General features: G+C 68.7%; 19 protein-coding genes. 4 read left to right on the top strand and 15 right to left on the bottom strand.

All coding sequences use genetic code 11. The annotated features are described in order from the left end of the window. Nucleotides 1-6: 6 nt before the first annotated feature. The 3 genes from ACIRRA_RS03315 to ACIRRA_RS03305 form a co-directional block, all read right to left on the bottom strand. A complete protein-coding gene (locus ACIRRA_RS03315; RefSeq protein WP_402762441.1) occupies nt 7-513 on the bottom strand; it encodes a hypothetical protein in 507 nt (168 codons plus the stop codon). Further along, nucleotides 510-1,265 carry a 4-hydroxy-tetrahydrodipicolinate reductase gene (gene dapB, locus ACIRRA_RS03310; RefSeq protein WP_402762438.1) on the bottom strand — a complete coding sequence of 252 codons (756 nt, stop codon included), beginning with the start codon at nt 1,263-1,265 and terminating at the stop codon, nt 510-512. The genes ACIRRA_RS03315 and dapB overlap by 4 nt, the downstream gene beginning before the upstream one ends. 138 nt (nt 1,266-1,403) lie before the next feature. Next, nucleotides 1,404-1,859 carry a MarR family winged helix-turn-helix transcriptional regulator gene (locus tag ACIRRA_RS03305; RefSeq protein WP_402762436.1) on the bottom strand — a complete coding sequence of 152 codons (456 nt, stop codon included), beginning with the start codon at nt 1,857-1,859 and terminating at the stop codon, nt 1,404-1,406. A 96-nt stretch (nt 1,860-1,955) separates the two neighbouring features. Here ACIRRA_RS03305 and ACIRRA_RS03300 point away from each other — a divergent pair, with 96 nt between their 5' ends. Then, nucleotides 1,956-3,212 (top strand): alpha/beta hydrolase, encoded by a 1,257-nt coding sequence (locus ACIRRA_RS03300; RefSeq protein WP_402762433.1) that lies wholly within the window; start codon nt 1,956-1,958, stop codon nt 3,210-3,212. 103 nt (nt 3,213-3,315) lie between these two features. On the opposite strand, the gene ACIRRA_RS03295 is transcribed toward ACIRRA_RS03300, so the two are convergent. Next, a complete protein-coding gene (locus ACIRRA_RS03295) occupies nt 3,316-5,475 on the bottom strand; it encodes an ArnT family glycosyltransferase (protein ID WP_402762432.1) in 2,160 nt (719 codons plus the stop codon). An 85-nt stretch (nt 5,476-5,560) separates the two neighbouring features. After that, nucleotides 5,561-6,517 (bottom strand): AraC family transcriptional regulator ligand-binding domain-containing protein, encoded by a 957-nt coding sequence (locus ACIRRA_RS03290; protein ID WP_402762429.1) that lies wholly within the window; start codon nt 6,515-6,517, stop codon nt 5,561-5,563. A 9-nt stretch (nt 6,518-6,526) separates the two neighbouring features. Here ACIRRA_RS03290 and ACIRRA_RS03285 point away from each other — a divergent pair, with 9 nt between their 5' ends. Next, nucleotides 6,527-9,772, top strand: a complete 3,246-nt coding sequence (locus ACIRRA_RS03285) for a protein kinase (RefSeq protein ID WP_402762426.1) — start codon at nt 6,527-6,529, stop codon at nt 9,770-9,772. An 89-nt stretch (nt 9,773-9,861) separates the two neighbouring features. Here ACIRRA_RS03285 and ACIRRA_RS03280 read toward each other — a convergent pair whose 3' ends face one another. After that, complete coding sequence (locus tag ACIRRA_RS03280; protein WP_402762424.1) at nt 9,862-10,977, bottom strand: alcohol dehydrogenase catalytic domain-containing protein; 1,116 nt, start codon at nt 10,975-10,977, stop codon at nt 9,862-9,864. 75 nt (nt 10,978-11,052) lie between these two features. On the opposite strand from ACIRRA_RS03280, the gene ACIRRA_RS03275 reads away from it, so the two are divergent. Then, nucleotides 11,053-11,709, top strand: coding sequence for a class I SAM-dependent methyltransferase (locus ACIRRA_RS03275; protein ID WP_402762421.1), 657 nt, complete (start codon nt 11,053-11,055; stop codon nt 11,707-11,709). Between the two features lie 6 nt (nt 11,710-11,715). Here the strand turns inward: ACIRRA_RS03275 and ACIRRA_RS03270 are convergent, their stop codons facing one another. The 3 genes from ACIRRA_RS03270 to ACIRRA_RS03260 all read right to left on the bottom strand — a co-directional run bounded on the left by ACIRRA_RS03270 (nt 11,716) and on the right by ACIRRA_RS03260 (nt 15,406). Continuing rightward, complete coding sequence (locus ACIRRA_RS03270) at nt 11,716-12,402, bottom strand: hypothetical protein (protein WP_402762419.1); 687 nt, start codon at nt 12,400-12,402, stop codon at nt 11,716-11,718. A gap of 88 nt (nt 12,403-12,490) precedes the next feature. Then, nucleotides 12,491-13,927 (bottom strand): pentapeptide repeat-containing protein, encoded by a 1,437-nt coding sequence (locus ACIRRA_RS03265; protein ID WP_402762416.1) that lies wholly within the window; start codon nt 13,925-13,927, stop codon nt 12,491-12,493. A gap of 234 nt (nt 13,928-14,161) precedes the next feature. Beyond that, nucleotides 14,162-15,406: an MFS transporter gene (locus tag ACIRRA_RS03260; protein ID WP_402762413.1), complete on the bottom strand. Its 1,245-nt coding sequence runs from the start codon at nt 15,404-15,406 to the stop codon at nt 14,162-14,164. Between the two features lie 93 nt (nt 15,407-15,499). Here ACIRRA_RS03260 and ACIRRA_RS03255 point away from each other — a divergent pair, with 93 nt between their 5' ends. After that, nucleotides 15,500-15,973: an ArsR/SmtB family transcription factor gene (locus tag ACIRRA_RS03255; protein ID WP_402762410.1), complete on the top strand. Its 474-nt coding sequence runs from the start codon at nt 15,500-15,502 to the stop codon at nt 15,971-15,973. 28 nt (nt 15,974-16,001) lie between these two features. On the opposite strand, the gene ACIRRA_RS03250 is transcribed toward ACIRRA_RS03255, so the two are convergent. The 6 genes from ACIRRA_RS03250 to ACIRRA_RS03225 all read right to left on the bottom strand — a co-directional run bounded on the left by ACIRRA_RS03250 (nt 16,002) and on the right by ACIRRA_RS03225 (nt 24,168). Then, complete coding sequence (locus tag ACIRRA_RS03250) at nt 16,002-16,685, bottom strand: pyridoxamine 5'-phosphate oxidase family protein (RefSeq protein ID WP_402762407.1); 684 nt, start codon at nt 16,683-16,685, stop codon at nt 16,002-16,004. A gap of 89 nt (nt 16,686-16,774) precedes the next feature. Continuing rightward, a complete protein-coding gene (locus ACIRRA_RS03245; protein WP_402762405.1) occupies nt 16,775-18,613 on the bottom strand; it encodes a protein kinase in 1,839 nt (612 codons plus the stop codon). 84 nt (nt 18,614-18,697) lie between these two features. Next, entirely contained in the window at nt 18,698-20,038 is a 1,341-nt protein-coding gene (locus ACIRRA_RS03240) for a M16 family metallopeptidase (protein ID WP_402763666.1), read from the bottom strand. 85 nt (nt 20,039-20,123) lie between these two features. Next, on the bottom strand, nt 20,124-22,385 hold the full coding sequence (locus tag ACIRRA_RS03235; protein WP_402762402.1) for a polyribonucleotide nucleotidyltransferase: 2,262 nt from the start codon (nt 22,383-22,385) through the stop codon (nt 20,124-20,126). A 419-nt stretch (nt 22,386-22,804) separates the two neighbouring features. Continuing rightward, nucleotides 22,805-23,074: a 30S ribosomal protein S15 gene (rpsO, locus tag ACIRRA_RS03230; protein WP_040859570.1), complete on the bottom strand. Its 270-nt coding sequence runs from the start codon at nt 23,072-23,074 to the stop codon at nt 22,805-22,807. Between the two features lie 131 nt (nt 23,075-23,205). Then, the gene (locus ACIRRA_RS03225; protein WP_402762399.1) at nt 23,206-24,168 is read right to left on the bottom strand and encodes a bifunctional riboflavin kinase/FAD synthetase; all 963 of its coding nucleotides are present in this window, start codon (nt 24,166-24,168) and stop codon (nt 23,206-23,208) included. Nucleotides 24,169-24,231 lie beyond the last annotated feature (63 nt).

Below are 24,231 nucleotides of genomic sequence, written 5' to 3'. Positions count from 1 at the left end.
TCGCGGCTACCGTGCCCCGGGCCGGTCGCCGCGCTCCAATTCCACTGCGCGCTTCATCATTTCGCGTGCGCGGGTGCGGTCGCCGGCGTAGTCGTAGGCGCGGGCGGCGCGGTAGTTGGTGCGCCAGTTCTGCGGGTCCGCCTCGAACTCCTGCTTCACCCGCTCGAAAAGCGCGTCGGCAGCATCCTTCTCGATGCGTCCGGACGGGCGGCGCGGCAGATCGGAGACATCGAGCTCGCCGCCCTCCTCGTGCATGCGGCGGGCCAGGCGCTGGTGGGCGAAGGCGGCGCGAACACTGGTCGCCACGATCCACACGCCCAGCACCGGCAGGATGAACACGCCGATGCCCAAGCCCACCGCGGCCGGCTTACCGGTGGCGATCAGGTCGATCCCGATCCGGCCGAGCAGCACGAAGTAGAACCCGAGCACCACCACCAGGGCCGCGATGAAACCGACCCGCTTGAAGACCTCGCGGCCGTTGCCGTCGGCAGGATTCCCGGAGGGCGTGCTCACAGGTCGAGCAGCGGGTCGATGCCCACGGTGAGACCGGGGCGCAGCGGCGTCTTGCGCACGCCCAGCAGCACGCCGGGCACGAAGGAGGTGCGGTCGAGCGAGTCGTGGCGGATGGTCAGCGTCTCCCCCTGTGTGCCGAACAGCACCTCCTGGTGCGCGACCAGTCCGGCCAGCCGCACCGAGTGCACCCGCACGCCGTCCACGTCCGCACCACGCGCACCCTCCAGCTCCTGGCTGGTGGCATCGGGGCTGCGGCCCACACCCGCCTTCTCCCGGGCCGCGGCGATGAGCGCGGCGGTCCGGAAGGCGGTGCCCGACGGCGCATCCGCCTTGTTCGGGTGGTGCAGCTCGATGACCTCGACCGAGTCGAAGAAGCGCGCGGCCTGCTCGGCGAACCGCATGCTCAGCACCGCGCCGATGGCGAAGTTCGGCGCAATCAGCACTCCCACCTCCGGCTTGGCCGCCAGCCAGCCCTTCACCTGCTCCAGCCGCTCGGCATCGAAACCGGTGGTGCCGACCACGGCGTGAATCCCGTTCTCCACCAGCCACTTCAGATTGGGCATCACCACATCCGGGTGCGTGAAGTCGACCACGACCTCGGTTCCGGCGGCCGTGAACGCCTCCAGCGAGTCGCCCTTGTCGACCTGCGCCACCAGCTCCAGGTCCGCGGCGGCCTCGACCCCGGCACAGATGGCCTGCCCGACCTTGCCGCGCGCCCCGAGCACACCCACCCGGATCCGGTTCGTGGTCACCTGGTCTCCTTCACTCCGCCCAATCAGCAACGGGTCGAGCCTATCGGGTCGGCGACACGCCACGCCGCGCGGCCGTTTCGGACGAGTCGGCCACCGGCTTCGGGGCGCGGGTGCGGCCGGCCTTCTCCGGGTCGGCGGTCACAGCTGGTCGTAGACCGCGACGAGCCGGTCGAGGACCTCGGTGGCGGACCTCAGCGCGGCGATGTCCTGCTCGGCCAGTTCGTCTCGAAGGGCGTCGGTCATGGCCGTCATGCGCTCGCGGCACCGGGTGCGCCCGGCCTCGGTCAGCGTGACCAGCACCGAGCGCTTGTCGCCGGGTGGGCGTTCCCTGGTGACATATCCCGCCGCGGCCAGGCCGTTGACCAGCTGAGTGGTTGCGGCGCCGGTTGTTTCGGCCATGGCAGCGAGTTGGCCGATCGTGAGCGGCCCGCGGTCGGCCAGCGCGCGCAGGGCGCGCGCATGGGTGAGCGACAGCGCCTTGGGGGATCGGGTCGCGCGCCCCCGGAGCCGGGAATCCGCCGCGCTGAGCCGGTAGGCGGCCCGGGCCAGCAGGTCGAGAGCTGTCGCGCGGTCCGCATCGAGGTCTTCGGTCACGGTGGGTCTCCTGTCGGCGGATCGTGCGGGGTTGACAGCAGCTTAGTCTAAGTACTTAATAGATAAGTACTTAGTTTATTGGAAGGAGCACCCACCATGACCACTCGATCGCTGGGCCAGAGCTGGGCCCTCGACATCGCCCTCGCCCAGGGCGGATTCGACGCCCTGCATCCGCAGGCGAAGGGCACCATGGAGCAACTCGGCCACGACCACACCGACTTCGACAAGGTCTTCGAACTCGTGCGGAGCGGGGCGATGCTGCCCAAGGCGTGGGCGAGCATCGCCGCCCAGGCCGAGGAGCGCGCCGCCCACCATGAGCGAAACGGGTTCGCACGCACCGCCGCCGACCTCTACACCCGGGCGGCCGTGATGTGGGGCCGGGCCCAGTACTCGATCTTCGAGGCGGCCGATCCACGCAAACTCGCATTCCGCGAGCGCGCCAATCACTGCGTCGAACGGCTGGGGGAACTGCGCGGCGGACTGGTCCGGCGGGTGGCGCTGGACTTCGAGGGCAAGCAGATCTTCGCACTGCTGCATCTGCCGGCGGGGCCGGTGCATCGGGCTCCGGCGGTGATTCTCGGCCCGGGCATGGACATGATCAAGGAGGACTACATCGCCGCGGCCGAGCGCTACTACACCTCGAGGGGCGTGGTCGCGCTGTCCATCGAGGGTCCTGGGCAGGGCGAGAGCCGGGCGCACGGCCTGACCGTCGATCTCACCAACTACGAACGCGCCGTGCGGCATTACATCGACTATCTGAGCGAACTGCCGGAAGTGGATCCGCTGCGGATCGGCATGTTCGGCATCAGCATGAGCGGGTATTGGGGATCGCGTGCTGCCGCGACGGAGCCGAGGCTGGCGGCGTTGGCGGCCTTCGAGGCGCCGACCGGCGATTTCCGGACCATCTTCGAGCAAGCGCAGCCGACCTTCAAGAACAACTACATGTACATGGCGGGCTACGACGACGAAGCGGCCTTCGACCGGGATCTGAGGGACCGGATGCCGCTGGGGGATCTGGTCGGTGACATCGCGTGCCCGGTGCTGTACGGCATCGGCGAGTTCGACGAGCTGACCCCACTCGAACAGGCGCTCGCCAATTACGAACTCGTTCGCGCGCCCAAGGAGATTCGCGTCTACGAGGGCGAATTCCATCCGCTGGGAGGCGTGGCGGCCGAGGTCTTCCGATTCGGCGCCGAATGGCTGGAACGAGCCCTGACCGGCGAGTTCGCGACGCCGGGACGCGATGTGCGGCACTACGTCCACCGCGACGGGCGCACCACCGACGGCACCGCCGATCCGCAATGGTGGTCGGGCGCAGTGCCGTTGGCCATCCAGCGGCTGCGCTCGGCGTGAATCGCCACCGGGTGATCGACCGTTCGTGACGCACCCCTGGACGCCGGGAAAGACCGGGTGCGCAATGGAATCCATCGCGCACCCGGCCCTTCGGGCCGGTGGGCTAGCCGGTGTAGCCGGTCAGCTTGTAGACCGTGGTGTTGCCGATCTGCTGGGGTGTGAAGGTCGCGGTCACCCAGTCCGTGATGTCGGTGTGCTGGTTGCGGCCGAAGCCACCCTGGTTGCCCGGGCCACCCTGGTTACCCTGCTCGGCCTGGGCGCCTTGGCGATTCGGCTGATCGGCGGGGTTCTGGCCGCCGGCCTGCTGCCGGTTGCGCTCGCCTCCGGTGGCGGGGGCGCCGGGCTCACGGTTGCCGTTCCCGTTGTCGCCGTAGCCGTTTCCATTGTCGCCGTTGCCGTTTCCGTTGCCGCCACGGTCGTTGTTGTTCTGCACGACGTAGTAGCCGATCTTGCCGGCCTTCACATCCGCTTGGAACTCCGCCAGGGTCGGGGTCGGATCGCTGCCGGAGAAGCCGCCGATGGCCATGACCGCCTTGTCGGTCTGCAACTCCAGGCCCGCCGCGGTGGAGGAGCCGTTGATCGCGGCCGCCCACGTCGAGTCGGACGTCTTCAGCAGGGCCGCCAGCTGCTGGTCGGGCTGGGACTCGCCGAAACCGCCACCCCGGCCGCCAGGGGCTCTCGCTGGGCCGACGGTCGGACCGCCGCCACTGTGCGGGGTGACGATGGTGGCGATCGAGTAGGCGGTCGCGCCGGACAGACTCGCGATCAGGCCGAGCGCCAGCGCGGCGGCGGCAACACGGCGGTTGTCCCGCACCCACGGCAGCGCCAGCAGCACGGTCGCCACCACCGTCAGCGCCAGGATCGCCCAGCGCAGTTCGGGGTACCAGCCGCTGTTGCGGTGCAGCAGAACGAAACTCCACACGCCGGTGGTCGCCACCAGCGCGGCCGCACCGAAGCGGCCGAGGACGGTGTGCCGTCTGGTCCACATCTCGTGGATGCCGACCGCGAACATACCGGCCACGGCCGGTGCGATCGACAGGCAGTAGTACGGGTGCACCGTGCCGCTCATGTAACTGAGCACGCCGCCGTCGATGAGGATCCACAGCCCGAACAGGATCGCGCCCGCCCGCACCAGGTCGGTGCGCGGCGCCCGGCCCCGCGAGACCAGCACCAGCACCATGGCCAGCAGCGCGGCCGGCAGCAACCAGCCGATCTCGAAGCCGAATTCACCGGTGAACAGGCGTCCCACGCCGCGCACCTGCCCGCCGAAGCCGCCGAATCCACCGCCACCGTGTCCGCCCGGACCGGCCTGCGCGGCCGTGTCCGCAGCCGCGGCCGGATCGGGTGCCGCGGTGGCCGGGTCGTGCGGCGCGCCGCCCGGAGCACCACGGTGGTTGCGGCCGAGTACCCGCGCGAAGCCGTTGTAGCCCAGCACCAGATTCATGAAGTTGTTGTCGGTCGACCCGGCCAGATACGGGTGGCTCGACGCCGGCCACAGCAGCGTGACCAGGACGTACCATCCGCTCGACACCACCAGTGCGACGAGCGCCCCGACCAGCTGCACGATGCGGGCGCGGATCGGATTCGGCGCGGCGATGAGATAGACCAGCCCCAGCGCGGGCAGCACCATCAGGCCCTCGAGCATCTTCGCCAGGAACGCGAACCCGAGCGCCACACCGGCGAGCAGAATCCACTTGGTCGAGGCGCGCTCGAGGGCGCGGACGGTGGCGTATGCACCGGCCATCATGAGCAGCACCATGACCGCGTCCGGGTTGTTGAACCGGAACATCAACGCCGCGACCGGCGTCAACGCCAGCGCGGCGCCGGCGAGCAGGCCGGTGTAATGGCTACCCGTCAGCCGCCGCACCGCGCCATACAGCAGCCCCACGGCGGCCACCGCCATCAGGGCTTGCGGAATCAGCATGCTGGCACTCGAGAATCCGAAGATCTGCCCGGACAGCCCCATCACCCACTGCGACACCGGCGGCTTGTCTACGGTGATGAAGTTCGCGGGATCCAGAGAACCGAACAGGAGTGCTTCCCAGTTCTTCGACCCGGCCCACGCGGCCCCGGCGTAGAACTGATTGCCCATGCCATTGATGGTGATGTTCCACAGGTACATCACCGCCGTCGCGATGAGTAGCGCGGCCAGACCGGCACGTTCGGCGGTCTGGCCGCCGAACCGTCCGGCCTCACGGGGAGCCGCGGGCGGCGGCGGAACCACTGACGGGTTGTCCTGGAGTGATGTGGTCACGCTGACCATTCAGCGCCCCGGACTCCAATGAACCCTGTGAGCCCGCGGGGAGCTTCCGGTGAGGTCGAGATGCCGGTCGATCGCGTGTCCGTCCCTACCGATGACTACCCGAAGGCGGTGCCGCGTCCTTCTGCAGTCGGGGTGTGCGGACGTCGGTGGGGCTGTGGCCGGTGTGGTGGCGGAACCAGCGCGAGAAGGCGCTGAGTTCGGAGAAGCCGAGTTCGGTGGCGATGGCGGTGAGGGTGCGGTGGTGGTGGGTGAGGTAGCGGTGGGCGAGGTCGAGGCGGGTGGCGACGGTGGCGGCCGAGCACCGATGGGTGGGCAGCAGTGTTTCGATGATGGCGCGTGCTTGCTCGGCGGTGGATTCGCCGACCGGGGTCAGGGATCGTAGGTATTCGCGGGCACAGGGGCGGAGCAGGGGATCGGCCAGCGGGTTGGCCGCGTCGAGTTCGTGGGTGTAGCACACGATGCCGTTGAAGCTCTGCTCGAATTCGATTGTGGGCCCGAGGATCCGGTGGGCATTGCCGCGCCGTTCGGGTGCGCCGTGGGTGAAGCAGACCGACAGCGGATGCCAGTCCTGACCGAGGAGTTCTCGCAGGATGCGGCAGGTGGCGCCGACGGCGAGCTCGGTGGCCTGCCGGCCGAGCGAGGCGCCGGGTGCGGCCTGGATGTGAATGGTGGTCAGACTGTCGGCCTGGGTGAGCCCGGTGCGCAGCGCCTCATTGTGCAGAGCGATATAGCGGAGCACGATCTGCAGGGCGCTGCGAATATCGGGTTCCTCGCGGGCGACGAGCGCGACCGGCCCGAGGTTGGCCAGGCCGAAAATACCGACGTCCATTACGAAGTCACGCGTCAAGGCGATGCCGCGCTGCTGACCATCAGCGGCGGAGCCCTGAAACCCGCCGGAGATCAACTGGTCCTCACCGATCCCACCGACCGGCCGATCGCCGCGATCCCGCTCAGCTACCGCATCGGCAATACCGCCTACCCGATCGCGTGCGGCGAGGGGACCGGTCGGGATATTGTGGCTGGTGTCCGGTGGGGAGATCACGAGTGGCCGATGGTCGAGAGAGATCTGTTCAATACGCAGCGTGATGTCGGTATCGATGTCGTCACGGAGTTGCGTGCTGCAGGTTTCGAGGAGGCCGAGGAGATCGGGCGGGGCGGTTTCGGGGCGGTGTTCCGCTGTACCCAGCCGGTTGTGGGTCGCACGGTCGCGGTGAAGGTGCTGACCGGCGAGCTGGATGAGAATCGGGAGCGTTTCTTTCGCGAGCAGCGTGCGATGGGGCGGCTGACCGGGCACCCGAATATCGTCGACATGCTCGAGGTCGGTGAGACCGCAAGTGGTCACCCGTACCTGGTCATGCCATATCACGCTCGCGGATCCCTGGATGCGCGCCTGCGCCGCGACGGTCCGTTGTCGCTGGCAGAGGTGCTGCACCTGGGGGTGAAGATCGCCGGGGCGCTGGAAACCGCGCATCGAGCCGAGGTGCTGCACCGTGATATCAAGCCGGGAAACATCCTGCTCACCGACTACGGTGAGCCCGCGTTGACCGATTTCGGGATCGCCCACATCACCGGTGGATTCGAAACCGCGACCGGCACGATCACCGGATCACCGGCATTCACCGCACCGGAGGTCCTCGGTGGTGACGCCCCGAGCCGGGCCTCGGATGTGTACGCGCTGGGAGCCACGCTGTTCTGTGCGCTGACCGGGCACGCGGCCTTCGAACGCCACAGCGGCGAGGAGGTCGTCGCGCAATTTCTGCGAATCACCCAGCAACCCGTACCGGATCTGCGCGAGCAAGGAATTCCCGACGACGTCTGCGCGGTGATCGAGGCGGCCATGTCACGCGAACCGCGCCGCCGCCCCACCGCCGTGGAGTTGGGCGAGCAACTGCGCCAGATAGAGCGCGATCACGGTTTCGCGGTCGATGCGATGGTGCTGCCGGCCGAACCAGTAGCCGAGCACGCATCGGTTGTCACGTCGGCGCCCGAGGCGGGGAATCGTACTGGAAGCCTGCCGCTCGAGCTGACCAGCTTCGTCGACCGGCGGATCCAGCTGACCGAAATCAAGAACCTGCTGGCGGGGTCACGTCTGGTGACGCTGACCGGTATGGGCGGGGTCGGCAAGTCACGGCTCGCGCTGCAGGTCGCCGACAGGGTGCAGCGAAATTTCACCGACGGTGTGCAACTGGTCGAGTTGAGTGATCTGCACGATGAGACACTTTTGGTCGACGTCGTGTCCACCGCCCTCGGTCTGCGAAACCAGAGTGCCCGGCCGATGCTCGACACGCTTGTGGAGTTCTTGTCCGCGCGCAATCTGCTGCTGGTACTGGACAATTGCGAGCACATGATCGAAGCGGTCGCGTCGCTGACCGAATTGCTGCTACAGACCTGCCCGCAAGTGCGGATTCTGGCGACCAGTCGAGAGGCACTCGGCCTCGGCGGGGAATCGGTGTTCGTGGTGCCCCCACTGGGGATTCCCGACACGGCGAGCAAACCCGGGCTGCGCGCGGTGACCCGCCACGACGCGGTGACGTTGTTCGCCGAGCGAGCCGCCGCGGCCGTGCCGGGCTTCGAGGTAACCGATGACTCCATGCTCAGCGTGGCCGGGATCTGCACTCGACTCGACGGGCTACCGTTGGCGATCGAACTGGCCGCGGCCCGGCTGCGCACGATGTCGCCCGAGCAGATCCTGACCCGGCTCGACGACCGCTATGCCCTGTTGACTCGCGGGAGTCGTGTTGCCCCGATGCGGCAGCAGACCCTGCGGTGGTGCATCGGCTGGAGCTATGACTTGTGCACACCGGCCGAGCAGCGGTTGTGGGATCAGCTGTCGGTGTTCGCGGGCGGTTTCGAGCTCGATGCGGTCGAGCAGGTCTGCGGCGCCGATCCGACCGAGACGCAATTGCTCGACACATTGTCCGCGCTGGTGGACAAGTCGATCCTGATCCGCGAGGAAACCCAGGGCACGATCCGCTTCCGGATGCTCGAGACCGTTCAGGAATACGGCAGGGAGCAAGCCGAGGACAGCGGGAGATACCCGGAATACGTTCGGCGGCATCGGGATTGGTGTGTGCGATTGGCAGTCCAGGTGGAAGCGGAATGGATCGGCCCGCACCAGCTGCGGTGGGTTGCCCGGTTGGAGCGGGAGCTGCCGAATCTGCGAAACGCGCTGGAATTCAGCCTGTCCGAGTCGGGCGAAAGTGCGTTGCGGATCGTCACCGCCCTGTACATGTTCTGGATACTGCGTGGGCGGCTCAGCGAGGGACGTCGCTGGCACGAGCGCGCGCTCGCCCAATCGACCGATGCACGGCCGCTCTGTCGGGCCAAGGGTCACCGCGGGGCCGCCACGATGGCCGTCCTGCAGGGTGACCTACCGGCCGCCGCCGAGCACGTGGCGCAGCTCGAGGCCCTGGCCGAGCAGACGGCGGACCCACTGGTCGCAGCCCTGCTCGCCCACGCCAAGGGAAACTACTTCCTGACGGGCGGTGCTGACAATCCGGCTCGTACGGGTACCACCCTGCTGGCGGATGCCATCGACGCCTACGAGGCATCCGGTGAGCTCGAATCGCAGCTGGACGCGCGGATTTCGCTCGGCTGGGCTTACGCGCAACAGGGCGACATCGCGGTGGCTCTCGCGGGCCTCGAGAAGGCACTCGCGATCACCGAATCCGCCGGTGAAACGGTGCTTCGGTCGTGGGTGCTGTGGGCAATGGGATTCGCCGTGTGGCGAACGGGTGAGCTCGATCGCGCCGTACATCTGTTGCAGGAAGGAATTCGAGCGGCTCGACTGGTGTCCGATCCGGTCGTCACCACCATCTGTATGGAGGCACTGGCTTGGATCGCGGCCGAGCAGCGCGATGTCCGCCGCGCCGCTACCCTGCTGGGCGCCGCCGATACGCTGAGCCGGATCGGCGGCAGCTCCGTCTCGATGCTGCCCAATATGCTCGTCTACCACGAGGAATTCACCCGCCGCAGTCGCGAGATGCTCGGCGCGCGCGCATTCGAGGCGGCCCATCAGCAAGGCGCCGCAATGAGTTTCGACGCCGCAGCGGGCCTCGCGCTCGGCGAGCGAGCCCAAGCGACCGCGCCGCCCCTCCGTTCCGGAGGAAAACTGACCAAGCGTGAGCGCCAGGTCGCCGATCTCGTCGCGCACGGCCTGACCAACAGGGCGATCGCGGCTCAACTGGTGATTTCACCACGCACCGTCAATGGACACGTGGAACATATCCTGACCAAACTGGGGTTCACCTCGCGCGCACAGATTGCGGCATGGGCCGCCGAACAGACCGAACTCTGAACTCTTCGTCATCGACTCGCCACGCCGACATCAGCGCCGGCACATCCTCGGCCACACCGCTCTCACGCATCGGAGCGGAGGTGGGTGGGTCAGTCGAAGGTGATCACCTGGCGGAGGGCGTGGCCGGAGGCCAGTTCGTCCATGGCGGCGTTGATGTCCTCGAGGCGGATGTGGGAGGAGATGAGGCGTTCGACGGGGAGGTTGCCCTCGCGCCACATGCGGACGAATTCGGGGATGTCGCGGGCGGGGACGGCGGAGCCGAGGTAGCTGCCGATGATGGCGCGGCCCTGGGCTACCAGGGCAAGGGGGGAGATGGAGGCGCGGGCGTCTGGAGCCGGGAGGCCCACGGTGACGGTGACGCCGCCGGGAGCCGTTGCGGCTACGGCGGTTTCGAAGGCTCGGATGTTGCCTGCGGCTTCGATGACCGCCTCGGCCCGGATGTTGTCGGCCGCGATTTCCTGGGGGGTGTAGGCGGCGGTGGCGCCGAGTTCCAGGGCGGTCTTCAGTTTGTCGGGGACGGTGTCGACGGCGATGACCTCGCGGTCGGTGCCTGCCCGCAGCGCCGCGGCCACGAGCACCGCGGCCATGCCGACTCCGCCGAGGCCGACGACCATGATGCGGTCCGCGGGGCCGGGTTTGGCCGAATTCAGCAGGGCGCCACCGCCGGTGAGGACGGCGCAGCCGAGGACGGCGGCCACCTCGGGTGGGACGTCGTCGTCGACCGGGACCACCGAGCGGCGGTCCACGACCGCGTGCGTGGCGAAGGCCGAAACACCCAGGTGGTGATGGACTTCCGCGCCGTCGCGCAGCAATCTCCTTCCGCCGGCGAGCAATTCGCCCGCGTTGTTGGCGAGACTGCCGGGCTCGCAGGGGGTGCGGCCGTCGGTGGCGCAGCCGGCGCACTCGCCGCAGCGGGGCAGGAAGGTCATGACGACCCGCTGGCCGACGCGCAGGTCGCTCTCGCCGGGGCCGACCGCCTCGATGCGACCGGATGCCTCGTGGCCCAGCAGCATCGGCACCGGCCGCACCCGGTTGCCGTCGACCACGGACAGATCCGAGTGGCACAGCCCGGCCGCCTCGATCTTGACGAGCAGTTCGCCGGGTCCGGGTTCGCCCAGCTCCAGCTCGCTGATGGTGATCGGCTTCGAGTCGGCGAAGGGCGTCTGTGCCCCGATGCGTTCCAGGACGGCACCACGAATCCTCATGCGCCCGACGCTACTCCATCGCACCTTCCCAGACAGTGCGAAATCTGCTTCCATGGAGGCCGGACAGGAGCTTCCATGAGCACAACGGTGACCACCGGCAATCGAGCCTTCAATCACGTGGTGACGCACTTCTTCGGCAACGTCGCCCGGGCCTACGACACCGCCGCCCTGCAGCAGGTCGTCTACCGCCCGCCGCAGGATCAGGTCCTCGCCGAACTCCGCACCGCCGGATCGCGCCGCATCGCCGACATCGGCTGCGGCACCGGCATTCTCACCGCCCGCATCCAGCGCGAACTGCGCCCCGAGGCCGTCTACGGCGTGGACGCCTCGCCGGGCATGCTGGCCCAGGCCCGTGCCCGCTCCGCCGCCGTGCAGTGGCGGCAGGCCGCCGCCGAGCATCTGCCCTTCGCCGAGGGCGAACTGGACGCGGTCGTGAGCACCAGCGCCTTCCACTTCTTCGACCATCCGGTCGCGCTGCGCGAATTCCATCGGGTGCTCGCACCCGCAGGGCTGGTCGCCATCGCGACCATGCATCCCTCCGGCCCCATCTCCCGGCCCATTCGACGGCTCACTCGCAGCCCGCGCTTCCCGGCCCACGCGCCCTCACCGCGCGAAACCCGGAAACTGCTGCAGGACGCGGGATTCGAGGTCGTCGATCAGCGCAAGATCGCCCGGCCGCTGCCGTCGTGGCTGATCCCCGACGTCATCACCGTCGGACGGCGCGGACGGTAACAGCAGTCACTTCCCCGGGTCGTCGCCGCCGAGGAAGCACACGGTGAGCTCGAGTTTGTTCCAGACCACCCAGACCGCGCCACGGCCGTCGCGCGGACAACCCGCACCCGAGGTGGTGCCCTCGAGCACCGCGGTCGCCTGGACGATGTGGGCGCCCGGAGTCCCGCAGGCGACCTTGGACGGGGCATCCATATCGGCGGTGTCGTAGCAGACCCCGGTCCGCCAGTCGAAGGTCAGGCACAAGTGGTAGCGGGCCTTGCCGGTCTTGTCCCTGGGTGCGGATTCCAGCGTGTACAGCGGGTCCGAGCACGGGTCCGGGCCGATCTGCAGCACCCGGTAGTTCGCGTCCACCGAGTCGCAATCCGACGGCTCCGGCGAGCCGGCCTTCCAACTCGGAGCGCCGGTAGCGTCCTTGGCCTGCTGGATGGGCACCTCGACGCAGTCTCCCGCCTTCAGCGCGGCCATGGGATCGGGGGCGCCGGGCTTGGCGGAGGTGGTCGGCAGCCCGGCCGGCACGAGTTCCGGTGGCGCGGCAATAGCGTTGCCGGCGACGGTATCCCGCGGCAGCGGCGAGATCATGGCGGTCATCGCGCCGAACACCAGCACCCAGCCGATCAGGGCCGAGCCCGCTGTCACCGCGCGCGTCCCGCGGCCGATCACCCGATGCGGTGTCCGCCGCGCCCGGCTCGCCACCACACAATCCCCTGTCTCAACTCAACTCGTCTGCAAGCTATCCCACCGGCGGGCTTCGGGCAAAACCGGCGAACAGCCCGCGACGGGCTCAGGAGGCGAGTTCGGGGGTGGACTCGGCGAGCGCAGGCGGCCAGGGCATCGGAGTGATATTGGCCGGTTTGGTGGCCGGGCTGGCGTCCCAGTCGAAGTGGACGCCGACCCACGCCCGGGGCTGTTCGAAGGTGATGGCCCGGGCGTCGAAGGAGACACGGTGGAAGGAGATGTCGCCGAAGAAGTCACCACCCGTGAAGATCACCGACCGCCCCGCGAATACGGCATCGGCGAAGGAGACCTTGCCGTGGTACTCGGCCCGGGCGAAGGACACCTCCTGGGTGCGGCCGGTCCTCCACCGCACCTGCCCGCCCAGCCGGGCGCCGTCGAAGGAACTGGACTCGGAGTAGAAGCGGCAATCGGCGAAGATGACACGCGCGCCGGTGAATTCGGCGCTGTTGAAGGTGACCCGGTCGCCGTCGAACACGGTGCGCTCGAAGGTGGTCAGGGCGGCGCCGAAGCCGGCCTCGACGAAGACGGCGCGCTCGCCCGCGAAGGTGGCGCGGTCGAATGCCGTTCGCGCGCCCCGGAATTGCGCGCCCGCGAAACTCACGCCGCCGCCGAATGTGGCCTCGGTGAAGGTGACTCCGGCATGCTCGCGATCGGTCCGGTCGACCTCGGTGTGCGCGAAGACCGCCCGGTCGAAGATGGCCATGCTGCGGAAGATGGCCCCGTGGAAGGTGACCCGTTCCCCCAGGAACCGCGTCTGCTCGAAGCACACGGTGCGGCCGCTGAGGAACATGGCGTTGGTGAAGCGGGTATTGCGTCCCGCGAAGACGGCGTGCCGGAAGTCGGCGTCTTCGAAAACCGCGTCGGAGAAGTCGAAATCGAGGCGACACCATGGTGTTTCGGCCGCTGGTCGCAGATGCTCGGCGATCACCCGCACGATGGTGTCGCGGACCTGCCGATCATTCTGCCGATAGGTGTACACCCGTTCCACGGCCGTACCGTGATCCTCGACGCGCTGCGATTTGGAGATCAGGTGGCTGGCCCCCTCCTCCGGTTGATACGGCAGCCGCAGGTACCCGCACAGCACGTCCACGCACTGCTGCCGACGCCAGCGGGCGGAGAACTCGTCGGCCACCCCGGCCATGGCGTAGACCCCGGCGATACGCACCGCAACATCGGGATCCCCGAGCTGGCGGGCGGCGGCCCCGAAGACATCGGCGAAGCGCCCGCGCTCGGCATCGCGCTGCCGCCGGTAGGCCACCACCAGGGCGACCGCCCCGAAGACGCCGGCCGTCACGGCGAGCGAAATCTTGCTCAGATCCAGCTGATTCGGCGTCTCGGCCCGCGCACCCAGGAAGTGCCACAGCACCCACCAGGTGACGCCCGCTACGGCCAGCCCGCCGAGCACGGCCAGCAGTGCCGACACCATCAGACCCGACCGGCGTACCGCCCGGCTCACCACCCCACCGAACCTCCACCGCCGCATAGCCGAAGAATAACGACCCCGGCCCGGTCACGCATCGGATGCGGCAATTCCACCGCGACTTCGCGCACCTGAAAATCGCTACACGCCAAACCGTTTCACCGGGAATGCGGTGAGTCTGCGCAACGGCGGCACCGTCTCCGCCCGGCAGCAGCACCGGCCCCGTCCGACGGCAATGCCGCGTCCGCCCGGCGACATGTGGTCACCGGGCGGACGCGGGTCGGGCCATTCGGGAAATCAGGCGGCCGTCGCAGCCTCCGCGGGCTCCTCGACCTCCGTGGCCTCCGCATTGCGGCGCAGCCCGATGGCGGCGGCACCCAGGCACGCCAGCGCCACCACGACCACGAACCACGGGAACACCGTGCTCAGCCCCCAGGTGGTGGCCGCCCAGCCCGCCACCACGGTCGGCACCGCCATGGCCGAGTAGGCCAGCAGGTAGTAGGCCGACATGGTCTCGCCCCGCTTGTGCTGCGGGACAACGTTGGACAGGTGCCGCAGCGATCCGCCGAAGCCGAGCCCGAAGGTGCCGCCGAGGGCGAACCCGGCCAGCAGCACCAGCACCCAGTTGTGGGTGTTCAGCGCCGGAATCGTGATCACCAGCGCGATCGCCATGCCGATATCGCCGGCGATGGCCGCGCGCCGGGCCGGAATCCCGCCCGCGATGGCCTGCGCGATCGCACCCGCGGTCGCGGTCGACGCCACCACCGCGCCGCCGAAGACCAGATTGTGGATGCCCGTCTTGGCCGAGGCCAGCGACGGATACAGCGACAGCAGCACGCCCAGCACCGACCAGGCCGCCATCACGCCCAGCGCCGAGAACCAGAAGTCACCGCGGATCTCCTGCGGCACAGCCGGTTTGGCAATGGTGATGCGCTGCTTCTGCCGCGCCCCGTGCGGCTCCCGCAGCGCCAGCACGCCCGCCGCGATGAGCACGCACACCAGCGTGATCACCACATACGGAGTCCGCAGCGGGTGCGGCGCGTACTGGGCCAGCACCGCCGAGCCCAGAATCGCCACGGCCATACCGACATTGAAGGCCACCCCGGACAGCTGCCCGGACCGCGCGCCCTGCTGCGGCCGCAGATCCAGCAGCGCCGCCGCGCCCGCCACCACGGTCGCGCCGACCGCGGCCCCGTGGACCGCCCGGGCCAGCAGCAGCATGGCCACATTGTCGGCGAGCAGGAACACCACCAGGCCCACGATCATCAGCGCGAACGCACCCAGCAGGACCGGCTTGCGGCCCACCACATCCGAGATCCGCCCGGACACCAGCACCGCGCCCAGCGCCGCCACCGCGTAGGCGGCGAAGACGAAGGTCGTGGTGAGCGGGGAGAAATGCCAGCTCTGCTGATAGATCCCGTACAGCGGGGCGGGCGCGCCCGAAACGCCCAGCGCCACACCACTGGCCGCGAGGACGAGCGCGTACGCCCAGGTCTGGCTGCCCTGTTCGGCTCGAGTCGCAACCACCGTTGCCGATGCCATCGAACCCTCCATCAGGTAAGTTTGATTTTTATCGAACCCAACCCTACGTGGGGTTCGACGATTATCAAACTAGTTATCCGAGTGAGGTAGCTCATGCCCGACACCGAAGCGCTGCCCGCGGTGGCCCCGCTGCCCGCGGTGCTCGGCGCACTGCAGGACCCGATCCGCCTGGAGATCGTCCGGCGGCTGGCCAACGCCGGCACCCCGCTGCGCTGCAGCCTGACCTACGACGGCGTCAGCAAATCGACCGCCGCCCACCACTTCAAGATCCTGCGCGAGGCCGGCGTCACCGCCCGCGTCACCATCGACGGCAACACCCACCTCCGCCTGCGCTCCGCCGACCTGGACACTGCCCTCCCCGGCCTGCTCGCCGCGGTACTGGCCGCCGCGAATCGTGAACGCGATGACACTCCGGCCGACGCGGACGCCCCGGCCGGCACGGGAGAGCGATTCGTGACCCGAGAGCAGTTCGTCGCCGCGTCAGGCGACGCGCCGACAGTTGATCTCGCGGGATACCGGTCCGATCAGGACGCCGCCTCGGACCAGGCCGGGCTGGGTCACCGCTGACCGGCAGCACGATCTCGCCCGCACCGCATCATCCCGCGGTGACCCGGGCAGCGGCCAATTGCGCTCGCAGCGACTCGTTTTCGCGGCGCAGCTCCTCGATCTCCGCGGTCAGCCGCTGTTGCTCGGCGGCGGCGTAGCGACGTTCCAGGGCGATGGCCTCGTCGAGGCGTTCCTTGGTGAAGCGGGGGCGGATGTATTTGACGCAGTTCCAGTTGTAGGCCTCGACGGTGATGACGATCGCCCGCTCGGCGATCTTCTGGATTGCGCCGGTGTATGCACCCGAGACCCGGTCGACCAGCTCGGGATCCTCTGTGCGCTCGACCATGCGGGCGCGGCCGTAGACCTTCAGCCGCTCGCGCACCGGGTAGTCGATGAAGAACAGGGCGACACGGTCGTTCTCGGTCAGGTTGCCCACGGTGACGTACTGGCGGTTGCCCGACAGGTCGGCGAAGGCGAGAGTGCGCTCGTCGAGGACCTGGACGAAACCCTTGGGGCCGCCGCGATGCTGGATGTAGGGCCAGCCGTCAGGGGTGGCGGTGCCGAGGAAGAAGGAGTCGGCCGCGCGGATGAATCCCATCTCACGCAGCTCGAGCGGATGCGGCTCGTCGCGCCCGCTCTCGAGCTGAGCGCCGTAGTCCCGGTAGCTCCCCGCGATCTTCTGACGTTCCCGCGCCGCCGCCGAGAAGGCGATCCGCGCGTACCGATTCGACATGGCGCGTCCTTCCGCTGTCCTGATATCGAACCTATCAGTACGTTCCAGCTGGTCCGAGGCCCGAGTGGTGTGGCGCTCGTCGCCATCTATCAGGATCGGGTGAGCGGCAGGGACTTCCACCAGTCGACCACACCGCTCGGCGTGGCCGGAATGCCCCGGGTGTACAGCAGGAACTTCTCCCGCGCGGGATCGTCGAAAAATGTGGTGGCGAAGGCGGTGGAGGGGACATCGGGCACCGAGTCGAAGCGCAGATTGGTGTATTGCTTTGCGCCGCAGTACTCCTTGAAGGACAGGTTCTCGACGGTACTGCCGGCCGGGCGAATTCGGTTCGCCACCGAACGGGCCGCGGCACCCGAGCCGTAGGCGAACACGACGTACTCGCGAACATCGTGGTCGGCCGAGTACTGGCAGTCCCACGCCGCCGACCAGCCCTCGAAGGCCCACGGCGGCTGGAAATCCTTGGTGTCGTGATCCACCACCCGGCAACTCGCGGCGGCGAAGCCCCCGCCGAGTTCGGGCTTCTGCGGAACCAGCCCAGGGAATTGCTTACTGATCTCGCCGATCTCCGCAGCGGGCTGGTTCGGCTTCTCCGAGTTGCCCGACGGCGTGAACAGGAAGACCGCCAGACCCAGCGCGGCCGCCAGGCAGGTGCCGAGCAACACCACCATCCGCACGCCGATCAGCCCTCGGCGCGGCTGCCGCCGCGAATTCGTCTCCACCGCCGGCGAATTCAGATGCCGGCCGGTACGCGGCCCGGAAAGACCCGGGATATCGGTCAAGCGTCCCGAGCGCACGGCCACCGAGGACTGCGCCGCTCGGCGCTGCGCCCCGGTATCAGACTTCGGCACCCGCCGCGCCCCGGTATCCAACTGCGGCACCCGCCGCGCTCCCGTATCCGACTGCGGCACCCGCCGCGCTCCCGTATCCGACTGCGAAACCCGCCGCGCCCCGGTATCCGACTGCACCGCACGTCGCTGGGTCGGCGTGGCCACCGGCGCGGGGCGGGGACCGGTGCCTTGATTGCCCTGGCGCGCGGCAGGTGAATTCGCCCGGCGCGCAGGCACTTCCGGGGTGTGGTCCTTCCACGCCCCGGACGCACCTCCGGCCGCCAACGCCCGCTGCGCCGCCGCCGCGAACTCCGAACACGACGGGTAGCGCTCATCCGGATTCTTCGCCAATGCCCGTGCCAGCACCGGATCCAGTGTCGCGGGCAGCCCCGGCCGCCGGGTCGCGATCGGCGGCGGGCTGTCGTACAGATGGGATTTGACGATCGCGCCGAGATCGGCGGCGAGGAACAGCGGCGCCCCGGTCAACAGCCGAAACAGGGTACAGGCCAGCGAGTATTGGTCCGAGCGGTGGTCCACCGGCAGACTCTGGAGCTGCTCCGGCGCCGCGTAGGCCAGCGTCGCCATCACCGAGCCGGACCCGGTGAGGCGCCCGGTGTCCCCCTGCAGCCGTGCGATGCCGAAGTCGGTGAGCAGCACGCCCGCCTGCTGTTCCCGGGTCTCGCGGGCCAGCAGGATGTTGGCGGGCTTCACATCTCGATGCAGCACGCCCACCCGGTGCGCGTAGTCGAGGGCGTCCGCGGTGGCGGCGACGATCTGCACCGCCTGCTCGGGCGACATGTCGGTCACCGCCTCCGCCTCGATACCGTCGACGTACTGCATGGCGATCCAGAGTCGCCCGTGCTCGATGCCCCGGTCGTAGACCGTGACCACGCCCGGGTGATTCAGCCGCGCGGCGAGGTCGGCCTCGCGTTCGAAGCGGGTGTGAGTCTCGTTGTCGCCGTGGTACTCCGAGTTCAGCACCTTCAGCGCGATCCACCGGGGCAGGCGTGGATGCCGGGCCAGGTACACCGCGCCCATCCCGCCGCGCCCCAGCTCTCGCTCGATCACGTACCCGGCGAAGTTCTCACCTGGAGAAAGCACAACCCCTCCCATTCCGGCGAGGTGATCATAGCCACAAACGGACACACCTCACCGGCCAGGCGGGACTACTGCCGAGTAGCGATCTCAGTCCGCGAGATGGCGCACCGCGGCGGGCAGGTCGCGGGTGCGGCGGTAGGGTCCGGCCACTGCGACGCCGAAGGGGCGGGCGAGCAGGGCGGCCGCGATCCGCGAGACCTCGTCGGTGGTGACTTCGTCTATGCGAGTGAGGGTTTCGGACACGCTGCGATGGTTGCCATAGCTGAGTTCGGAGCGGCCGATCCGGTTCATTCGCGAGCCGGAATCCTCCAGCCCCAGCACCAGACCGCCCCGCAGCGAACCCTTGGCGCGGGCGCATTCGGCGTCGGTGATGCCGTCGGCGGCCACCTCCTCGAGTACGCCGCGCGCCAAACTCGCGACGCGGCCCAGGTTTTCGGGCTGGCAGCCGATGTAGACCGAGAACGCGCCGGTGTCGGCGAAGGTGTCGACGCTGGAGTACACCGAGTACGCCAGGCCGCGCTCCTCCCGAATGCGCTGGAACAGCCGCGAACTCAGCCCGCCGCCCAGCACCGTGTTGAGCACCGACAGCGGCCAGCGCTTCTCGGCCTCGTGCCGGCCGAAGGCACGGGTGCCGAACACCAGATGCGCCTGCTCGCTGTCGCGCTGGACGCGCAGCAGCTCCGGATTGCCGCGCGGCCGGAACCGGCCCTCCCGCCGCGGAGCGGGTTCCATCCCGGATTCGAGCCGATTCCCGAAGGCGCGGTACACCAGTTCGACGGTGTGCTCGTGCTCGATATTGCCGGCCACCGCCACCACCATGCGGTCGGGCCGATAGCGGCGCTGGTGGAACGAGCGCAGCTGCTGGGCCTGCATGGCCTCGATGGTCTCGACATTGCCGATCACCGGGCGGCCGATCGGATGATCACCGAAGAGCGCGCTGAGGAAAAGGTCGCCGACCAGGTCCTCGGGATCGTCGTCGCGCATGGAGATCTCCTCCAGCACGACCTGCCGTTCCACCGATACGTCCTCGCCCCGGCACAGCCCGTTCATCACCACGTCGGTGACCAGATCCACCGCCAGCGGCAGATCCTCGTCCAGCACATGCGCGTAGTAACAGGTCTGCTCCTTGGCAGTGAAGGCGTTCAGCTCACCGCCGACCGCGTCCATGGCCTCCGCGATATCCAGCGCCGAGCGCGAGGGCGTGGCCTTGAACAGCAGATGCTCGAGGAAGTGCGCGGCGCCGGCCACCGTGGGGCCCTCGTCGCGCGAGCCGACTCCGACCCACACGCCGATCGACGCCGAGCGCACGCCCGGCACATGCTCGGTGACCACCCGTAGCCCGCCGGGCAGCACGGTGCGGCGCACTCCGATATCCGTTGCGGGCGCTTGATTCTGGGCAACCACCAGTGAAGAACCCCCCTGCTCCAGATTCCGGAGCAAGGGGGCCGTGTCTGTCGCGGCGCGCGCGGAACCCGCGCGCACCGCGGACTGCTTCTTCGTCACAGAGAAATAATTACTCTGCACTCGTCTCGACCGCAGCAGAGGCTTCGGAGTTGTCCGAATCCTCGTCGATCGGCACCAGCGAGATCTTGCCGCGGTTGTCGATGTCGGCGATCTCGACGCGGATCTTGTCACCCACGTTGACCACGTCCTCGACCTTGGCGACGCGCTTGCCGTTGCCCAGCTTCGAGATGTGGACCAGACCGTCGCGGCCCGGCAGCAGCGAGACGAACGCGCCGAAGGCAGTGGTCTTGACGACCGTGCCCAGGAAGCGCTCGCCGACCTTCGGCAGCTGCGGGTTGGCGATGGCGTTGATCGCGTCGATCGCGGCCTGCGCCGACGGGCCGTCGGTCGCGCCGACGAACACGGTGCCGTCGTCCTCGATGGAGATGTTGGCGCCGGTGTCCTCGGTGATCTGGTTGATGACCTTGCCCTTGGGTCCGATCACCTCGCCGATCTTGTCCACCGGGATCTTGATGGCGGTGACGCGCGGAGCGTACGGGCTCATCTCGTCCGGGGTGGCGATGGCCTCGGCCATCACGTCCAGGATGGTGTGGCGCGCATCCTTGGCCTGGTTCAGCGCACCGGCCAGCACCTTCGACGGGATGCCGTCGAGCTTGGTGTCCAGCTGCAGGGCGGTGACGAACTCGCGGGTGCCGGCGACCTTGAAGTCCATGTCGCCGAAGGCATCCTCGGCGCCCAGGATGTCGGTGAGGGCCACGTAGCGGACCTCGTCCTCGCCCTTGTCGTTCTTCACGGTGTCCGACACCAGGCCCATGGCGATACCGGCGACCGGGGCCTTCAGCGGCACACCGGCGTTCAGCAGCGACAGGGTCGAGGCGCAGACCGAACCCATCGAGGTGGAACCGTTGGAGCCCAACGCCTCCGAGACCTGACGGATGGCGTAGGGGAACTCCTCCTGCGACGGCAGCACCGGTACCAGCGCGCGCTCGGCGAGCGCGCCGTGGCCGATCTCGCGACGCTTGGGCGAACCCACGCGACCGGTCTCACCGGTGGAGAACGGCGGGAAGTTGTAGTGATGCATGTAGCGCTTGGAGGTCTCCGGGCCGAGCGAGTCGACCTGCTGCGCCATCTTCACCATGTCCAGGGTGGTGACACCCAGGATCTGGGTCTCGCCACGCTCGAACAGCGCCGAACCGTGGGCGCGCGGCACCACGGCGACCTCGGCGGACAGCGCGCGGATGTCGGCCAGGCCGCGGCCGTCGATGCGGAAGCTGTCGGTCAGGATGCGCTGGCGCACAAGCTTCTTGGTGACCGAGCGGAAGGCGGCGCCCAGTTCCTTCTCGCGGCCCTCGAAGGACTCGGCCAGCTCGGAGAGCACGTCGAGCTTGATCTCGTCGATCTTCTCCTCGCGCTCCTGCTTGCCCGCGATGGACAGCGCCTCGTTCAGCTCGCGCTTGGCGGTGCCCTCGACGGCCTCGTAGGCGTCGGGCTGGTACGGCAGGAAGATCGGGAACTCTTCGGTCGGCTTGGCCGCCAGGGCGGCCAGGTCCGACTGCGCCTTGCACAGGCGGGCGATGAACGGCTTGGCGGCCTCGAGGCCCTCGGCCACAACGGTTTCCGTCGGCGCGGAGGCGCCGTCGGCGATCAGCGCCAGCACATTGTCGGTGGCCTCGGCCTCGACCATCATGATGGCGACGTCACCATCGACCACGCGGCCCGCGACGACCATGTCGAACACGGCGCCCTCGAGCTGCTCCACGGTCGGGAAGGCGACCCACTGGCCCTCGATCAGCGCGACGCGCACGCCGCCGACCGGGCCGGAGAACGGCAGGCCGGCGATCTGGGTGGACGCCGAGGCGGCGTTGATCGCGACCACGTCGTACAGATCCTTCGGATCCAGCGACATGACGGTGACGACGACCTGGATCTCGTTGCGCAGGCCGTCGACGAAGGACGGACGCAGCGGCCGGTCGATCAGGCGGCAGGTCAGGATGGCGTCGGTGGAGGGGCGCCCCTCACGACGGAAGAACGAGCCGGGGATGCGGCCCGCGGCGTACATGCGCTCCTCGACGTCCACCGTCAGCGGGAAGAAGTCGAACTGGTCCTTGGGCTGCTTGGAGGCCGTGGTGGCCGACAGCAGCATGGTCTCGTCGTCGAGGTAGGCGACGACGGAACCGGCGGCCTGCTTGGCCAGGCGGCCGGTCTCGAAACGAATGGTGCGAGTGCCGTAGCTGCCGTTGTCGATCAGGGCGACGGACTCGAAAACGCCGGGCTCGACCTCGGCGGCGGAACTGGTCTGGGTGTCGGACATCTTTGTTATCTCAACCTCTCGTCTTCGCCGGGTCCAGCACGCATCGATCACGTGCGACCCGGCTCGTGAGCCGTACCCGGCATGGGCGCGCGGCAGCCCTCCTGGCCACAGCGCGCACACCCGGCCCTATCCCCTTGGATACGGCGACGCGGAGGCGGTCATCGATCGAAGCCCTCCGGGCGCGCATGGTTCATCTCACTTCGCGCCCCGAAAAGCCACTACCGAAGACCGACGCCACGCGACGGGTGCATACGGCTCGTGTTGGCGTATACCCGGCCGATCCTCCCCCTCGTGGGGATCCACGGCCACATATACGAAAGGCCAACGAGGAGATTCTATGCCTCCTCGTTGGCCGGTTCGTCAACTACCTCTGCCGACGAGGTGTGTCACCTCGCCGCGCCGAGGGTCCGCGGCTTGGGTCAGCGACGCAGGCCGAGACGCTCGATCAGCGAACGGTAACGCTCGATGTCCTTGTCCTGCAGGTACTTCGAGAGCCGCTTGCGACGACCGATCAGCGCCATCAGGCCGTGGCGGGTGTGGTGGTCGTGCTTGTGCTTCTTGAGGTGCTCGGTGATGTCGGCGATCCGCTTGGACAGCAGCGCGATCTGCGCCTCCGGGGAACCGGTGTCCTTCTCGTGCACGCCGTACTCGGCGAGGATCGCCGACTTCTGCTCAGTGGTGAGAGCCACAGATACTCCTTGTTTCAGTCCGCGCTCGAGGGACCGGACGAATCCGGTTGGGCGCCGCCGCGGACCGCAGCAAACCCGACGGGATAGCTTACCGGAGTCTCCGGTTAGGGCGGAAATCGGCCCCGGGAGCCCTATTCTTCGTCGGTGCCGTCGCCGAGCACCTTGCGGGCCTGGTCGACGTCCTTGCCGATGGCCTCGACCAGCTCCTCGATGGACCCGAACTTCCGCATGCCGCGCAGCTGTTCGACGAAGTCCACGGCCACGTGCTTGCCGTAGAGATCGGCGTCGAAATCGAGGATATGGGGCTCGACGGTGCGGTTGCGGCCGTCGAAGGTCGGGTTGGTACCGACCGAGATGGCGGCCATGTGGCGCTCGCCCGCCAGCGAGTCGCCGGGTTCGAGGACGGAGAACCAGCCCGCGTACACCCCGTCGGCGGGGATGGCGGCATGCATGGTCGGGGCCACATTGGCGGTCGGAAAGCCCAGGCCCTTGCCACGGCCGTCGCCGTGCACGACCACGCCCTCGACGCGATGCGGGCGGCCCAGCGCCTCGGCGGCCGCGCCCACATTGCCGTCGGCCAGGCAGCCGCGAATGTAGGTGGAGGAGAAGGTGACGGCGTGCTCGCCGAGCAGCTGCACACCGTCGACGTCGAAGCCGTAGCGGCGGCCGAGCTCGCGCATGGTGTCGACGGTACCGGCGGCCTGCTTGCCGAAGGTGAAGTTGTCGCCCACCACGACCTCGGCCACGTGCAGCCGGTCCACGAGCAGTTCCTCCACGTACTCCTCGGGAGTGAGCTTCATGAAGTCACGGGTGAAGGGCATTACCACGAACACGTCGATGCCGAGTTCCTCGACCAGTTCCGCGCGCCGGTCCAGGGTGGACAGCTGCGCCGGATGCGCACCCGGCCGCACCACGTCCACCGGGTGCGGGTCGAACGTCATGAGCACCGACGGAACGCCCCGCACTGCAGCGGATTTCACCGCACGGCTGATGAGCTGGGCGTGACCGCGATGCACGCCGTCGAAAACCCCGATGGTGAGGACACACCGGCCCCAGTCCGCGGGCATCTCCTCGAGACTTCGCCATCTCTGCACACGGGAAGCCTACGCAAAGCGCCTCACAGACAATATTCGGCGGTGCGGATCTTCACGGCCGGA

Source organism: Nocardia sp. NPDC101769, from assembly GCF_044766925.1.
GTDB lineage: Bacteria > Actinomycetota > Actinomycetes > Mycobacteriales > Mycobacteriaceae > Nocardia.
The sequence above is the reverse complement of the archived record's forward strand: the minus strand, read 5'-3'. Positions and strand labels throughout refer to the sequence as shown.

What these genes read in the sequence shown, in the direction of transcription:
- ACIRRA_RS03300 (WP_402762433.1), top strand. Translation starts at nt 1,956, where the DNA reads ATGACCACTCGATCGCTGGGCCAGAGCTGGGCCCTCGACATCGCCCTC.
- ACIRRA_RS03295 (WP_402762432.1), bottom strand. Translation starts at nt 5,475, where the DNA reads ATGGTCAGCGTGACCACATCACTCCAGGACAACCCGTCAGTGGTTCCG.
- ACIRRA_RS03285 (WP_402762426.1), top strand. Translation starts at nt 6,527, where the DNA reads ATGGTCGAGAGAGATCTGTTCAATACGCAGCGTGATGTCGGTATCGAT.
- ACIRRA_RS03280 (WP_402762424.1), bottom strand. Translation starts at nt 10,977, where the DNA reads ATGAGGATTCGTGGTGCCGTCCTGGAACGCATCGGGGCACAGACGCCC.
- ACIRRA_RS03275 (WP_402762421.1), top strand. Translation starts at nt 11,053, where the DNA reads ATGAGCACAACGGTGACCACCGGCAATCGAGCCTTCAATCACGTGGTG.
- ACIRRA_RS03265 (WP_402762416.1), bottom strand. Translation starts at nt 13,927, where the DNA reads ATGCGGCGGTGGAGGTTCGGTGGGGTGGTGAGCCGGGCGGTACGCCGG.
- ACIRRA_RS03260 (WP_402762413.1), bottom strand. Translation starts at nt 15,406, where the DNA reads ATGGCATCGGCAACGGTGGTTGCGACTCGAGCCGAACAGGGCAGCCAG.
- ACIRRA_RS03255 (WP_402762410.1), top strand. Translation starts at nt 15,500, where the DNA reads ATGCCCGACACCGAAGCGCTGCCCGCGGTGGCCCCGCTGCCCGCGGTG.
- ACIRRA_RS03250 (WP_402762407.1), bottom strand. Translation starts at nt 16,685, where the DNA reads ATGTCGAATCGGTACGCGCGGATCGCCTTCTCGGCGGCGGCGCGGGAA.
- ACIRRA_RS03235 (WP_402762402.1), bottom strand. Translation starts at nt 22,385, where the DNA reads ATGTCCGACACCCAGACCAGTTCCGCCGCCGAGGTCGAGCCCGGCGTT.